The organism is Comamonas composti DSM 21721 (assembly GCF_000429845.1).
GTDB lineage: Bacteria > Pseudomonadota > Gammaproteobacteria > Burkholderiales > Burkholderiaceae_C > Comamonas > Comamonas composti.
Genome location: NZ_AUCQ01000003.1, coordinates 172,309 through 187,045, shown reverse-complemented (window position 1 = coordinate 187,045; position 14,737 = coordinate 172,309). Strand labels below are relative to the sequence as shown.

Here is a 14,737-nt window from a genome sequence, read left to right as displayed (position 1 = left end):
ACCCGGCCCCGCCTGGAGCTCAGCGGCTTTGGCGCTCCATGGCGCGGGCCAGATCGGCCATGAGGCGTGCGTCCTGCAGAGCCGCATTCCAGATGCGCTCATCGGCTGCGGCCTGCTGGCGGCTTTCCACCCAGGCGCGCCAGCCGGCACGCACGACCAGGGCTGCGCGGCGCACGGGCGCAGAGAACAGGGCCAGGCTGGCCAGACCCATGAGCAGAAGAATCGCCCAGGCGTTGATCATGGAGGCCGAGCCCCAGGCGCTTGCGATCTGCTGCGCCAGCAGCATCAGCGCGGCCAGCGCCGTGAACGCCACCAGGGCATTGGCGCGGCTGCGGCTGCGGGGGGCGGCAGCACGCTGCTGCTCTTCTTGACTTTGATAGACCTGGACCACGCCAGGGTGCTCGACACAGTAGGAGTTGTAGATGAAGTTGCTCATGGCAAGAATCCTGGGAAGTGAACGCTTTTGGCGAAGTGCCAAGTGAATGCCACGAATCATAGGGTTTACCCTAGAATGCATCAAGTTTATATTTTGAATCTGTTGTATTCACGATGGTGATGACCAAGACCGCATGACGCCTGTGAACTTCCGCGCCCTGGACCTGAACCTGCTGCGCGTCTTCGACGAGGTCATGGCCGAGCGCAGCCTGACCCGGGCCGCGCGCAAGCTGGCCATCACCCAGCCGGCCGTGAGCAATGCGCTGCGCCGGCTGCGCGAGACCCTGGGGGACGAGCTGCTGGTGCGCCAGGGCCATGGCGTGGAGCCCACGCCGCGTGCGCTTGCGCTGTGGCCCGTGGTGCGCGAGGCGCTGCAGCAGCTGGAGCAGACCCTGGCGCCAGGCGCCTTCGATGCGGCGACGGCGAACACCAGCTTTGTGCTGGCCATGGCCGATGCCACGGCCGCCACGCTGATGCCGCCGCTGTTCGGCATTCTGGACCGCGAGGCGCCAGGCATAGGGATTCGCGTGCTGCCGCTGACCACCCGCGATCCGCGCGCCTTGCTCGATGCCGAGGAGGCCGATATGGCCGTGGGCTTTTTCCCCGCCGTGCTGGCCGACCTCACGGCGCGCGCCCAGTCGGGGGCATTGGTGGCCTTCGACAGCCGGCGGCTCTACGACGGCGAGTATGTGTGCATGATGCGCTGCGGCCATCCGCTGGCCGATCAGCCGCTGACGCTGGAGCGCTACTGTGCGGCCCGCCACATGCTGGTGAGCTTTTCGGGGCGCTCCTTCGGCTTCATCGATGAGGCCCTGGCCTCGCGCGGCCACAGCCGCCAGGTGGTGCTGACCGTGAACCAGTTCTTCACGGCCGCGCGCGTGGTCATGGACTCGGACCTGCTGAGCATTCTGCCGCGCCACTTCGCCAAGATCACAGGCCTGTCGCGCAAGCTGGTGCTGCGCGAGCTGCCCTTTGATGTGCCGCCCGTGCATGTGGAAGCCCTGTGGCGCCGCCGCAGCCCCCACACCCTCGCCTATGACTGGCTGCTGCAGACGCTGGCGCGCGCTGCGGCCAAGAGCTTTCCCGGCGGATGACGCCGATCTCCTCGCGGCGCGCCTGCGTAGAGAGCGTGAACACGCTCTAAACTCGCGGGCATGAGAATTCAGCTGTTGTCCGACCTGCACCTAGAAGCCCATCCCCGGTTTCAGGCACAGCCCGCTGACGGCGCCGACGTGCTGGTGCTCGCCGGCGACATCGGCTCCTACCAGCAGGGCAGCCTGCTCGAGGGCGAGTATTTCGGGCTGGAGCGCTTTTCCCCCCTGCCCCAGTACGCGGCCTGGCCCTGCCCCGTGATCTTCGTGCCCGGCAATCATGAATACGATGTGCAGGACTTCGACCAGGCCCATGCGCGGCTGCGCGCCTGCTGCGAGCATCTGGGCCTGATCTGGCTGGAGCGCGAGACCCTGGTGCTCGACGGCGTGCGCTTTGCGGGCACCACGCTGTGGAGCGATTTCGACGCCATTTCCGAGCACGAAGGCGTGAGCGATCTGGGCCAGCAGCTCAAGCAGCGCGAGAAAGCGTTTCGCGCAGCCAACTTCTATCTGCGGAAAACCGGGGGCACGCGCCACGGCCAGCCGTTCCTGGCCGAGCCCATGCGTGAGCAATCCCTGCTGTGCCAGCAATGGCTGAGGCAGACCCTGGAGCAGCCCTTCGACGGGCCCACGGTGGCCGTCACCCACTTTGCCCCCAGCCTGCGCAGCGCCGATCCGCGCTATGGGCTGGTGCCCGGCACCGCGGGTTTTTGCAATGCGCTCGACGATCTTCTGCCCCTGGCCGATCTCTGGCTGCACGGGCATCTGCACTCGCCCAGCGACTACCTGGCCCAGGGCCGGCACGCCGACGGCCGCGCCTGGAGCTGCCGCGTGGTCGCCAACCCGCTGGGCTATGCGCGCAAGGGCGAACAGCAAGGCTTTGCGCCCCAGGCCCTGATCACCCTGCCCCGGGCGGCATCTTCTTGATGCTCATCAATTCAGACACCCAGCCCCGAGCTTAGGCTCGGACTATCAAAAAGGAGAACGTTCATGAATATCTTGCTAGCTGTAGACGGCAGCCCCTACACCCAAAAAATGCTGACCTATCTGACCTCGGAATCGGGCCTGCTCGGCAAAGGGCATAGCTACAGCGTGATCACGGTCCAGCCTCCGCTGCCCGCACGCGCACGCGCAGCCCTGGGCAAGGATGCCGTGGACGAGTATTACGCCGAGGAGTCGACCAAGGTGCTCGAGCCCGCCTGCGCCTTTCTCGCCGAGCACGGCGTGCAGCCCCAGCGCCTGAGCAAGGTCGGCCCGATTGCCGACTCCATCATCGAAGCTGCCAACGCCGGCAAGTTCGAGCTCATCGTCATGGGCACGCACGGCCACGGCGCGCTGGGGCGCCTGGTCATGGGCTCGGTGAGCTCCCAGGTGCTGGCCGGCTGCCAGGTGCCGGTGCTGCTGGTCAGGTAAGCACCGGGCCTCGGGCCCCGCGCAACGACTGCAATAAAAAGAGCTGCTAGCGCTTTCTCTGTATGGGTTTCAGATACTTTTGCATCTGAAATGACCACACAGCAGGCGCTGGCAGCTCATTTTTCTTCTGCAGATTCGGCTTGCTTCCAATATTTGAAGGTGCCGCTGGCCGTGGCCACGAGACGACCCTGTTCGTCGAGCAACTGGGCCGCACAACTGCACAGATTGCGGTTGGCATGCACCACCCAGCCTTCGGCGAGCAGCGCGCTGCGGCCCGGGCGGTGAAAGCGGCTGACCATCTCCACGGTCACCGTCACGGGCGAGGGCGCTGCGGCCCTGGTGCCTGCAGCACGCGCCATGACGGCATCCAGCAAGGCCATGGAGACACCGGCCTGCACGGCGGGCAGCTGGTTGAGCAGATCCTCGCGCAACTGCGGCAGGCGCATGCGGACCTTGCCCGGCGGAGCCGGCACCTGGGCCGCACCCATGAGACGCATGAAGGCGCTGCGGTCGGGTGGCAGGGACTCGTTCAACGAAAGTGCTGGTGCAGGGGCCAGCGCGGGTCTGCTGTTGCCAAGCAGTGTCCCCGTCATGACGCAGCCGGTCCCAGGACCCGAACTGCAGGCCGGCATGGACTGCCTGGCTTGAGAAAGTCTTGGTATGGACGGTAGGCGCGAATCATGGCAGAGCCTCCTTCTGATCGGGGTGCATTTCAAACATTGCTGCAACCATCGCGCATGTTCTAAAAAGCTTATGTCGCAACGGTGGCAGATGCCCGGGGCATGAAAACGAGATTCCTGATCCCGGCTTTCGAAGGGAAACAACCATGCAAGCACAAACCTGCATGGCGTGGCTACAAGCATGCCCGGATTGCAGAGTTGCTTCAATGTGTTAGCCATGAAACAAAGCTGCAAAAGATAGGTTTTAACAGAGTACAAGGGTTTTCCCTTGGTTGAGCCATGGCAGGCGCTCACGCGCCGGTTCGCGCGGGTGCGACCGCCCCCCCTGCAGCCAGACCCGCCAGGGGCCGCAATACCCGCCAGGGGCCGCAGAGCGCGGCTTTGCATTTGTGAAAGCCCGTGTTCACCCGGACGTGCCAGGGGCTGGGCGGCGGGCCGGGCTTTCTACAATGCAGGCCATGGCCATGCATTTCGATCTTGTGGATTTGCGCCTCATGGTGCATATAGCCGACGCCAACAGCATGACACGCGGCGCCGAGCTGTCCTTCATCTCCCTGCCCGCGGCAAGCACGCGCATCAAGAACCTCGAAGAGAGCATAGGCACCAAGCTGTTGTACCGTACCAGCCAGGGCGTGACGCTGACACCGCCGGGCCAGGCCTTCGTGACCCATGCGCGCATGGTGCTCGGCCAGATCGAGCACCTGCGCGGTGACATGCAGGAGTACGTGCGCGGCATCAAGGGCCATGTGCGCGTGTTCGCCAACACCACCTCGCTGAGCGAATTCCTGCCGCCCGTGCTCAGAAGCTTTCTGCGTCGCCACCCCGATGTGAACATCGACCTGCGCGAGCGTCTGTCGCACGACATCGTGCGTGCGGTGACCGAGGGCCAGACCGACATCGGCATCGTCGCCGGCCTGGTGCGCACGGAAAACCTCGAAACCCTGCGCTATCGCCGCGACCGCCTGGTGCTGGTCGTGCCCAAGGGCCATGCGCTGGACGGGGAGATGCAAATCGATTTTGCGCAGACCCTGGACCTGGACCATGTGGGCCTGCACGAGTCCAGCGCCATCCACGCCTTTCTGCGTCAGGCCAGCGACCAGTTGCACCGGCCCATCAAGCAGCGCATCCAGGTGGGCAACTTCGAGAGCGCCTGCCGCATGATCGAGTCCGGCGTGGGCGTGGGCGTACTGCCCGAGTCAGCTGCCAGCCGCCACGGCCAGAGCATGGGCATTGCACTGGTGCCCCTGTCCGATGCCTGGTCGCTGCGCGAAATGCTGATCTGCGTGCGCAGCCTGGAAGCCCTGCCTTCCTTTGCCCGGGAACTGGTGGAAATGCTGGTCGCCGATGCTGGCGGCGATCTGGCGCGGGAATGCGAAACAGAGTAGCGGCTCACCGCTCATCGGCTTGCAGTCACACCGTGGCGTGCAGCGCCCATGGATCAGCCGTGCTGAGAACGTGTTTACGCTCTGAAAGCGTGTTCACGCTCTGAGACGCTGCGCCTCTCATGCGTTGGCGCGGGCTTCGCGCACCATGTTGCGGGCGATGATGATCTGCTGGATCTGCGTCGTGCCCTCGTACAGGCGGAACAGGCGCACATCGCGGTAAAAGCGCTCTATGCCGTATTCCGACATATAGCCCGAGCCGCCCAGAATCTGCACCGCGCGGTCGGCCACGCGGCCGCACATTTCGGTGGCAAACATCTTGGCGCTGGAGGCCTCGGTGGAGACGTTGAGGCCATCGTCGCGGCGGCGGGCGGCGTCAATCGTCATGCACTCGGCGGCATACAGCTCGGCCTGGCTATCGGCCAGCATGGCCTGCACCAGCTGAAAGTCGCAAATCGCCTGGCCGAACTGCTTGCGCTCCAGCGCGTACTGCAAGGCGTCGCGCAGAATGCGTTTGGCGCAGCCCACGGCCACGGCGGCAATGTGGATGCGGCCTTTTTCCAGCACCTTCATGGCGGTCTTGAAGCCCTTGCCTTCCTGCAGGCCGATGAGGTTGGCGGCCGGCACCTTGACGTTGTCAAAGATCACATCGCAGGTATGGGCGCCGCGCTGGCCCATTTTTTTGTCGTATTTGCCAAAGCTGATGCCGGGGGATTGGGCATCGACGATGAAGGAGGAGACACCGCCCGCGCCCTTGTCCTCGGGGTTGGTGCGGGCCATCAGCGTGAACATGCCGGCGTGGGGCGCATTGGTGATGAAACGCTTGGTGCCGTTGACGATGTAGTGGTCGCCGTTTTTGATGGCCGTGGTGCGCAGCGAGGCTGCATCGGACCCCGCCTCGGGCTCGGTCAGCGCGAACGAGGCCATGATTTCGCCGGTGGCCAATCTGGGCAGCCACTGCGCCTGCTGCTCGGGCGTGCCATCCATCAAGATGCCCTGCGAGCCAATGCCCACGGTGGTGCCGATGATGGAGCGAAAGGCCGGCGCGGTCTGGCACAGCTCCAGCAGCACGCGCACCTCTTCCTCCATGGTCAGCTCCAGGCCGCCAAAGCGCTCGGGAATGGTCAGGCCAAACAGGCCCAGATCACGCATTTCCTGCACGATGGCCTCGGGGATTTCGTCGGTTTCTGCCACCTCGTTTTCGGCAGGCACCAGGCGCTCGCGCACAAAGCGGCGCACGCTGTCGAGCAGGGCTTCAAGGGTTTCGGGGTCGCGAATCATGTGATTTATTCCTTGTCTCAGGGTTGGCATGTCTTGCCCAGTGGGTAGCTTTGAAAACCACCAAACAAGCGATGCCCGTGAAATACAAAACTGGCGTGACCCAAAGTCAGGGACACCGAGGAAGGGCCGCCCCGCACCGAGGGTGTCGTCCCCCTCCCGCGTAAGCGAGAGAGGGGCTGAAGGCCGCGGCTCCAAGCCTGCCTGCGCAGGCTTGGACGTGCCTGAAGAGCTGCCGCCTCTGGCGACAGCACCGAGGCGCGCAGCGACTCAGGGGGTGAAGTTCCCCAGAACCGCCGTGGCTTGGCTGGACAGCGTGCCGCCATTGCCATGCACGACGGCCGTGCGGTGGTTTTCCAGCTGACGCTGACCGGCCTGGCCGCGCAGCTGGCGCACGGCTTCGATCAGCAGGAAGACGCCATACATGCCGGGGTGTACGCAGGACAGTCCACCGCCATTGGTGTTGACGGCCAGGTGGCCGCCTGGGGCAATGCCTCCGTTTTCGACAAAGGCACCGCCTTCGCCTTTTTTGCAAAAGCCCAGGTCTTCCAAGAACAGGATGGTGTTGATGGTGAAGGCGTCATACAGCTGGGCCATGTCCATGTCTGCCGGCGTCAGCCCCGCCATGGCAAAGGCCTGCTGGCCGGATTGCGTGGCCGAGGTCACGGTCAGGTCGGGCATGCAGGAGATCTGGCGGTTCCAGCAGGCCGTGGCATTGCCCAGGATGTAGATGGGGGGCTGGGCCAGGTCTTTGGCGCGGTCCGCACGGGTGAGCACGATGGCGCCGGCCCCGTCGGTGACCAGGCAGCAGTCGCGCACCCCCAAGGGGCTGGAGACCATGCGTGCCTTCAACACCTCATCGATGGTGAGCGGGTCGCGCATAAAGGCCTCGGGGTTGAGCTGGGCCCAGGCCCGGGCCGCCACCGCCACCTCGGCCAGCTGCTCGCGCGTGGTGCCGTACTGGTGCATATGGCGCTGGGCAGCGAGTGCGTAGGCCGATGCCGGCAGCAGCGGGTCATAGGGGTGTTCAAAGGGCTGGGGGTCCATGGCGCGGCGTGCGGCCACGATGTCCTTGCGGCCTGCGGCGCCGGAACGCTGGGCGCTGCCGTAGCAGATCAGCACGGCCTTGCACTGGCCGGCCTCCAGCGCGCGCATGGCGGGCAGCAAATGGGCCACAAAGCTGCTGCCGCCCAGCATGGTGCCGTCGATGTATGTGGGGTTGATTCCCAGGTGCTCAATCACGGGCATGGCCCACATGCTGGCCGTGACGCTGCAGGTGGCAATGCCGTCGATGTCCTGCATGGTCAGGCCGGCATCGGCCACGGCCGCGTGGGCGGCGCGCACCAGCAGCGTCATATCGTCCATGCCGGGGGCTTCGCCGCAGCCATAGGTGGCGGCGCCGGCAATGGCCACCTTGCCGCGCAGGGCGCGGTTCACGGCGGGGGCGTCCAGGCTGGAGCGGGGTACTTGAAAAGCGGGGCTCATGCGGCGTCTCCCGGGGCGTGGGCTGCAGGGTGGAAGACGACCAGCCCCTTGCCGTTGTGCTGCACCACCTGGGCGCCGACGCGCATGCCGATCTGCACGCGCTCGGGCGCCAGGCCTTCGACGCGGCCCATCATGCGCACGTCTTCGTCCAGATCGATCAGCGCCACGTTGTAGTCACCACCGGCTTCGGGTTTGCGGGCAATGGTGGTGGTGGAATACACCGTGCCCTGGCCGCTGGGGCGCACCCAGCGCAGCGGACTGGCGCCGCAGTGCGGGCACAGCTCACGCGGGGTGAACACATGCTGCTGGCAGGCCGTGCATTGCTGGATGGCGAAGCGGCCGGCGTCCAGTTCGGCCTGGTAATGGGTCTGTGCACTTAAATGCATGGGTGAGGCTCCGGTCTCCTTGTTCTGTGAGCAGCATGCCTGCATAGCGCCCCGGCCTCAATTCGTGAATCTGAAACACCGTCTTCAGCGCATGTTCCGTGGCCGCTGTTGCGCGAGGTTTCCGGGCCCTCAAAGCCCCCGCGCCTGCTCCTGCAGCACACGCTTGAGCAGCTTGCCATTGGTGCTCATGGGCAGCTCGTCCAGGGCCTGGATATGGGAGGGCAGCTTGTAGGGAGCGAGCTGCTCGCGCAAATGGCTGCGGGCCGCAGCCAGGTCCAGCGAGGCGCCGGGCTGCAGCTCCACAAAGGCAATGATTTCCTCGTTGCCATCCTGCCCGGGGCGGCCGACGACGGCGCTGCGCTGCACGCCGGGCAGCTGGTTCAGCGCGAGCTCGACCTCGGCCGGGTAGACGTTGAAGCCTGAGCGGATGATCATCTCCTTGAGCCTGCCGACCACGAACAGCGCGCCGTCGGCCTGCAGCTCGCCCAGATCGCCGCTCGCATACCAGCCGCCTTCGCGCATCACGGCAGCCGTGGCCTCGGGGTCGCGGAAATAGCCTTTCATCAGCCCCCGGCCGCGAAGCCAGAGCTCGCCGCGTTCGCCGCAGCCCAGGCTGCGGCCCGTGGCCGCATCCACCACCTTGACCTCGGCGCCTTCAACCTGGTAACCGGCGCTGGTGTCGGCGCGTTGTTCGCTTTCACGCGTAAGGTGGACCGAGCCTGCGTATTCCGACAGCCCGTAGCCGTGGTGCAGGGTCTGGCCAAAGGCGGCCTCCACGCGCTGCTTGAGCGCCAGATCCAGCGGGCCCGCGCCCGTGTACAGATAGCGCAGTGCCGGGGCCGGCGGCCGCTGCAGTCCCTGCTGCTGCATGTGGGCGAGCAGGCGCGCGAACAGCGCCGGCGGGCCTTGCAGCTGGGAGATGCGGTGCTCAGCCAGCGCCTGCAGCAGATCGGCGGGATCGAACTGCGGGCGCACGACCAGCTCGGCGCCCGCATGCAGCGAGGCCAGCAGTACCGTGCCCAGGCCGAAGATATGCGTCATGGGCACGAACGCATAGCTGCGGTCCCCGGGCCCGAGGCTGCGCGAGGCGGCCGAGACGCGCGCGAAATGCGCAAGCGCATCATGGCCGACCATCACGCCCTTGGGCGTTCCCGTAGTGCCCGAGGTGAAGATCAGGGCCGCAACCTCGCCCTGCAGCGCTCCGGTCTCGGCCCTGGCTTGGCTGCGCACGGGGCTGTGCTGCATGCCGTCGAGCACCGAGTCCACGGCGCCGAAGCGGCGCGCATGGGCCGCTGCGCTCTGCGATTCGGCGCTCGTGAAGTACACGATGCGCGCATCGGCCTTGGCCGCAAAACCGTCGATCTCGCCTGCAGCCATGCGCGCATTGACGCCGCAGGACCAGGCGCCGACGCGGCTGCAGGCCAGGATCAGGGCCGCATGCTCGGGGCAGTTCTCGGCCACGACCAGCACGCGGTCGCCGGCGCGCACATCCAGCGCGCGCAGCTCGGCCTCGGCCTTGTCGGTGAGCGCCCCCAGGTCGGCAAAGCTCAGGCTGCGGCCGTCGGCCAGATGGATGAAGGGGCGCTGCGGGGCTTCGTCCAGCCAGCGGTCCAGCAGATGGTGTATGCGTTGATGACTCATATTCTTTTGCGCTTTCCAAAAACCAAAATCAAGCACGGTGTTCTGCGCGAAACCTCTCGCCCCGGCCTTCTCCTGTGCGGGATGGCGGCGCGGGCGGCTCAGAGCGTGTTTGCGATCTCCTCGCGGCGCGCCTGCGTAGAGATCGCAAACACGCTCTCAAGGGAGCAATCAATCCACGGTGATTCCCTGCGTCACGGTGGCCCACATCGCGCGCTCCCTGGCCGCGCGCTCGGCCAGCCGTGCGGGCTCGCCCAGCCACTCCTCATAGCCGAGCTCCTTGAAGCGCCTTCTGAGCTCGGGCTGGGCCAGGGCCGCGTTGATCTTCTGGTTGAGCCGGGCCACGACATCGGGCGGCAGGCCCTTGGGCCCATAGACACCGTACCAGCCGCCCACATCAAAGCCCTGGAGCCCTTCGATGCCGGATTCGGCAATCGTGGGCACATCGGGCAGAGAGCTGTTGCGCTCGGGCGAGGTCACGGCAATCGCACGCACCTTGCCGCCATGGATGTAGTTGCTGGCCGTGCTGATGATGTCCATCATCATGCTGAGCTGGCCGCCGATCACATCGGTCATGGCCGGAGCGTTGCCTTTGTAGGGGATGTGGTTCATCTCTATGCCGCTGCGGCGCGCGAACAGCAAGGCGCCCAGATGGTTCGAGCCGCCCACGCCGGCCGAGCCGTAGTTGAGCCTTTGCGGATGCGCCTTCGCATAGGCCACGAGCTCCTGCGTGGTCTTGTAGGGCTCGCCGTTGTTGACCACGAGCACGTTGTAATAGCTGAGCACGGGAGCCACGGGCGTGAGATCACGCGCGGGATCGAAGCTCATCTTGCGCATTACGTTGGGGCTGATGGTGATCGTGGGGCTGGCCGCAAACCACAGGGTCAGCCCGTCGGGCCTGGAGCGCACCACATCGCTGCCTGCAAGCGTGGCGTTGGCGCCAGGCTTGTTGTCCACGACCACGATGGTGCCCAGCTCCTTGCCCAGGGCCTGGGCCAACAGACGCGCACCCTGGTCCACTGGGCCGCCTGCCGAATAGCCGACGACGAGGCGCAGAGGCTGGCCGTCCTGGGCCAGGCCGGGCGCGGGGGAAAACGCAAAGCCGCTCAGGGCCAGGGCCGCGACCAGACGGCGACGAGAGGAATGAATCATGAGGCTTGTCTCCTTCGATCTGCTTGGATGAAAACGCCGGAGCACGGCGAGCCGCGAACAGCGCACACATCCATCTTGCGTGGTGTCCCAACAGACGGGAATCTGCTTTTGACTAAGCCCGGGTTAGCGTGTTCTTAGCAAGGGTTTACCCATGAGACATACACAGCGCGCACGGCAAGGCCCGCAGCTCTCCGGGAGCTGCGGTCTCAGAGCGTGTTCACGCTCTCAGTAGCGCTCGAACACAGCGGCAATGCCCTGGCCGCCGCCTATGCACATGGTCTCCAGGCCATAGCGGCCCTTGCGCCGCTCCAGCTCGTGCAGCAGCGTGGCCAGAATGCGCACGCCGGTGGCGCCAATGGGGTGGCCCAGCGAGATGCCGGAGCCGTTCACATTCAGCTTGTGTTCGATGGCGGCCTGGTCATGCCACTCCCAGCCCTTGAGCACGGCCAGCACCTGGCAGGCAAAGGCCTCGTTCAGCTCCACCAGGTCCATATCGTCCAGCGTCAGATGCAGGCGCGACAGCAGCTTTTTCACAGCCGGCACAGGGCCTATGCCCATGTGCGAGGGCTCGCAGCCTGCAGCCGCCCAGCCCACCATGGCGGCCATGGGCGTGAGGCCCAGCTCGGCCAGCTTGTCCTCGGCCACGATCAGGCAGGCGGCCGATGCATCGTTTTGCTGGCTGGCATTGCCTGCCGTCACCGTGCCGCCCGGCATCAGCACACGCAGCTTGGCCAGGCTGTCCATGGTGGTGGCGGCGCGAAAGCCCTCGTCCTGGCTGAACAGCAGGGGCTCGCCCTTGCGCTGGGGCACGGACACGGGAACGACCTCATCGTTGAAGCGGCCGGCGGCCCAGGCATCGGCTGCACGCTGGTGGCTGCGCATGGCAAAGGCGTCGGCCGCGTCGCGCGTGATGCCGTAGTCGCGGGCCAGGTTCTCTGCCGTCTCGATCATTCCCGAGATCTTGCCAAAGCGCTCCACAGGCTGGGAGCGCTCGCGGCCACGGTCCAGGCGGTCAAACATGCGCACATTGCCCGAGCGCGCACCCCAGCGCATATCGGGGCTGTAGTACTCGATGTTGCTCATGCTCTCTACGCCGCCGGCAATCACCACATCGGCTGCGCCGCTTTGCACCATCATGGCGGCCGTGGCAATGGCCTGCAGGCCACCGCCGCAGCGGCGGTCCAGCTGCATGCCTGGCACCTCCACCGGCAGGCCGGCCTGCAGCGCGGCCCAGCGGCCCACGCAAGGCGTCTCGCTGCTGGCGTAGGACTGGGCAAACACCACATCATCGATGCGGGCGGGGTCTATGCCGCTTTGGGCCACCACGGCACGTACCGTGGTGGCGGCCAGCTCCTCCACGGGAACGGGGCGCAGACTGCCGCCGAAAGTACCGACGGGGGTGCGAAGCGGGGAAACAATGGCGGCACGGCGCATGGGGTGGACTCCTGGTGGTGATGTGGTGATGGGGGAATGAGGGCGGCAGCTCAATGGGGAAAAGCCGCCCCGCATTGGCGCAGCAGGCCATGGGCCTCTCGCTCCAAATGCTCCTGGTGCGCGGGTGCGGCAATGTCTATCAGACGGCGCACGCGCCGGGACAGCGGCTGGCCGCGCAGGTCGGCCACGCCATGCTCGGTGACGATCAAGCCGGCATCGGCGCGCGGCGTGCTCACCGGGCCGGAGAGGCTGGCCACGATGCGGCTGTGGGCCTTGGCGGTGGAGGGCAGGGCCACAATCGGCAGGCCGCCCTTGCTGCGGGCAGCGCCACGCAGAAAGTCCACCGCCCCGCCCACGGCGCCCATATAGACGCCGCCGGCGACCTCGGCATTGATCTGCCCCGTCAGGTCCACCTCGATGGCGGCGTTGATGGCCACCAGCTTGTCCATGCCCGCCAGCACCTCGGGGTGGTGGGTGTAGCCGGTGTCGCGCAGCTGCAGCTGGGGGTTGTGATGGGCCCATTGGCGCAGCCGCGCTCCGCCCATGAGCACGCCTGCCGTGCCCACGCCGGGGTCTATGTTTTTGCGCGCATGGGTGAGTACACCGGCCTCGGCCAGGGCGACCACGCCGTCGCCAATGGCGCCGCTGTGCAGGCCCAGGTCTTTGTGCTGGCGCAGTGCGGCCAGCACGGCCTCCGGCAGATTGCCCACGCCCAGTTGCAGGCAGCTGCCGTCTTCGACCAGGCTGGCAATATAGGCCGCAATCGTCTGCTCTGCGGCGCCGGGCGCGGTGCGCGCCATGTCGGGCAGGGCGGTGTCGGAGTCCACAAGCAAATCAAAATCCCCGGCCTGCAGATAGGGGCCGCCGGTGGTCCATGGCACATCGGGGTGGACCTCGCCCACGATGACGCGGGCGCACGCCATGGCGGCGGGCAGGTATTCACGCACCTGGCCCAGGCTGTGGCGGCCCAGGGAATCAGGCGGTGACACTTGCAGGAACACCACATCGGCCGAAAGCGCACCACGCTCCAGCAGCGGCGGGAACTGCGAGTAATGGGCGGGAATGATGTCCAGCACACCGGCCTGGGCCAGCGCACGGTGGGGGCCGCTGGCGGCATAGCCCAGAAAATCCAGTACATCGGCATGTGCGGGCTGCAGCGTGTCCGAAAGGCCCAGGCCCACAAACACCTGCAGCCGGCCGCCTTGGGCCAGCGCATGGCGGTGCTGCACCAGGGCGCGGGTCAGCGTCAGCGGCTCGGCCGTGGCCTGGCCCCACCACAAGCTGTCACCGGGGCGCAGCAAGGCTTGCAGCCGTGCGGTAAGCGGGCTCATTCCTTGCGGTCCCAGTCAAAGCGCAGCGGCTGCTTGTTTTTGAAGCGCTCAATTGCATCCAGGTGGTAGTCGGAGCCACGGCAAATGGCTTGTGCGCTGGCTTCCAGCTCGGCCATGGCATGGGCGTTCAGCTCAAAGGCCTGGTGCATGATGTTTTTGGCCATGCCGATGGCCACTGTGGACGCGCCGGCAAAGCGGGCGGCCAGCTGCTGGGTGGCCTGCTGCAGCGCTGCGGCGTCTTCCACGATGTCGTAGACCATGCCCAAGGCCTTGGCCTCGTCCGCACCCACGGTGCGCGCGGTGAAGACCAGCTCCTTGGCCTTTTGCAGACCCACAATGCGCGGCAGCAGCTGCATGGCACCCAGATCGGGCACCAGGCCTATGCGGCCAAACACGGCGCAGAACTTGGCGCGGCGCGTGGCAAGCACAAAGTCGGCGGCTAGGGCCAGGCTCAGGCCTGCGCCAAAGGCCGGGCCATCCACGGCGGCAATCACCGGCTTTTCCATGTTCACCAGCTCGGCAAACCACTGGTGCAGGGCGCGCATGCGCTCGCGGTGGGCCACGCTGCCCTGCTGGCTGTTCAGCATCAGGCTGATGTCGCCGCCCGAGCAAAAGGCCCCGCCGGCGCCGGTGAGCACCACGGTGTGCACATCCGCGTCATCGCGCATCTGGACCACAGCCCGCGCCAGCCCGTCGCGCACTTCCAGGCCCAGGGCATTGCGCGCCTCGGGGCGGTTGAGGGTGATGGTTCCCACACCGTTTTCCACGGTGGTCAATACGGCAGAGTGGTTCATGGATGGTGCCAATCAAAAAGAAGAAAAAGTGGAATGTGCAGGCGGGGCATCCCCCTCACCCCCACCCTCTCCCGCAAGCGGGCGAGGGAGCAAAACCAAGGGTGCAGCGCTCGAAACTGGCGCGCCCTGTGCCACGCCCCTTTCGCCAGAGACAGCGAGCAAGGGCCGTCCCGCCGCGAGGCTGTCGTCCCCCTGCCCGCAGCGCGTAGCGATGCGAGAGCGGGGGGAAGGCGCAACG

At 66.4% G+C, this 14,737-nt stretch carries 14 protein-coding genes; 4 read left to right on the top strand and 10 right to left on the bottom strand.

Features of this window, described 5'->3' with window-relative positions:
- Positions 1 to 19: 19 nt before the first annotated feature.
- Complete coding sequence (locus G486_RS0104190; protein WP_027014403.1) at positions 20 to 436, bottom strand: hypothetical protein; 417 nt, start codon at positions 434 to 436, stop codon at positions 20 to 22.
- 133 nt (positions 437 to 569) lie between these two features.
- Between G486_RS0104190 and G486_RS0104185 the strand changes: the two genes are divergently transcribed.
- From G486_RS0104185 to G486_RS0104175, 3 genes are all read left to right on the top strand, one after another.
- Positions 570 to 1,529, top strand: coding sequence for a LysR family transcriptional regulator (locus tag G486_RS0104185; RefSeq protein WP_027014402.1), 960 nt, complete (start codon positions 570 to 572; stop codon positions 1,527 to 1,529).
- 60 nt (positions 1,530 to 1,589) lie between these two features.
- Entirely contained in the window at positions 1,590 to 2,453 is an 864-nt protein-coding gene (locus tag G486_RS0104180; RefSeq protein WP_027014401.1) for a metallophosphoesterase, read from the top strand.
- A gap of 63 nt (positions 2,454 to 2,516) precedes the next feature.
- A complete protein-coding gene (locus G486_RS0104175) occupies positions 2,517 to 2,939 on the top strand; it encodes a universal stress protein (protein ID WP_027014400.1) in 423 nt (140 codons plus the stop codon).
- Positions 2,940 to 3,055: 116 nt separating this feature from the next.
- On the opposite strand, the gene G486_RS0104170 is transcribed toward G486_RS0104175, so the two are convergent.
- Positions 3,056 to 3,436, bottom strand: a complete 381-nt coding sequence (locus G486_RS0104170; protein WP_034386663.1) for a PaaI family thioesterase — start codon at positions 3,434 to 3,436, stop codon at positions 3,056 to 3,058.
- A gap of 641 nt (positions 3,437 to 4,077) precedes the next feature.
- On the opposite strand from G486_RS0104170, the gene G486_RS0104165 reads away from it, so the two are divergent.
- Entirely contained in the window at positions 4,078 to 5,004 is a 927-nt protein-coding gene (locus G486_RS0104165; protein ID WP_027014398.1) for a LysR substrate-binding domain-containing protein, read from the top strand.
- A gap of 117 nt (positions 5,005 to 5,121) precedes the next feature.
- On the opposite strand, the gene G486_RS0104160 is transcribed toward G486_RS0104165, so the two are convergent.
- The 8 genes from G486_RS0104160 to G486_RS0104125 all read right to left on the bottom strand — a co-directional run bounded on the left by G486_RS0104160 (position 5,122) and on the right by G486_RS0104125 (position 14,499).
- Positions 5,122 to 6,282, bottom strand: a complete 1,161-nt coding sequence (locus tag G486_RS0104160) for an acyl-CoA dehydrogenase family protein (protein ID WP_027014397.1) — start codon at positions 6,280 to 6,282, stop codon at positions 5,122 to 5,124.
- A gap of 267 nt (positions 6,283 to 6,549) precedes the next feature.
- Positions 6,550 to 7,764, bottom strand: a complete 1,215-nt coding sequence (locus G486_RS0104155) for a thiolase (RefSeq protein ID WP_034386593.1) — start codon at positions 7,762 to 7,764, stop codon at positions 6,550 to 6,552.
- Positions 7,761 to 8,150 carry a Zn-ribbon domain-containing OB-fold protein gene (locus tag G486_RS0104150; protein ID WP_027014395.1) on the bottom strand — a complete coding sequence of 130 codons (390 nt, stop codon included), beginning with the start codon at positions 8,148 to 8,150 and terminating at the stop codon, positions 7,761 to 7,763. The genes G486_RS0104155 and G486_RS0104150 overlap by 4 nt, the downstream gene beginning before the upstream one ends.
- A gap of 129 nt (positions 8,151 to 8,279) precedes the next feature.
- Positions 8,280 to 9,791 carry a class I adenylate-forming enzyme family protein gene (locus G486_RS0104145; RefSeq protein WP_034386591.1) on the bottom strand — a complete coding sequence of 504 codons (1,512 nt, stop codon included), beginning with the start codon at positions 9,789 to 9,791 and terminating at the stop codon, positions 8,280 to 8,282.
- Positions 9,792 to 9,959: 168 nt separating this feature from the next.
- The gene (locus tag G486_RS0104140) at positions 9,960 to 10,940 is read right to left on the bottom strand and encodes a Bug family tripartite tricarboxylate transporter substrate binding protein (protein ID WP_034386589.1); all 981 of its coding nucleotides are present in this window, start codon (positions 10,938 to 10,940) and stop codon (positions 9,960 to 9,962) included.
- A gap of 225 nt (positions 10,941 to 11,165) precedes the next feature.
- Positions 11,166 to 12,374: an acetyl-CoA C-acetyltransferase gene (locus G486_RS0104135; protein WP_027014392.1), complete on the bottom strand. Its 1,209-nt coding sequence runs from the start codon at positions 12,372 to 12,374 to the stop codon at positions 11,166 to 11,168.
- 50 nt (positions 12,375 to 12,424) lie between these two features.
- Positions 12,425 to 13,705 (bottom strand): acetyl-CoA hydrolase/transferase family protein, encoded by a 1,281-nt coding sequence (locus tag G486_RS0104130; protein WP_027014391.1) that lies wholly within the window; start codon positions 13,703 to 13,705, stop codon positions 12,425 to 12,427.
- Entirely contained in the window at positions 13,702 to 14,499 is a 798-nt protein-coding gene (locus G486_RS0104125; protein WP_027014390.1) for an enoyl-CoA hydratase/isomerase family protein, read from the bottom strand. The genes G486_RS0104130 and G486_RS0104125 overlap by 4 nt, the downstream gene beginning before the upstream one ends.
- Between the last annotated feature and the right edge of the window lie 238 nt (positions 14,500 to 14,737).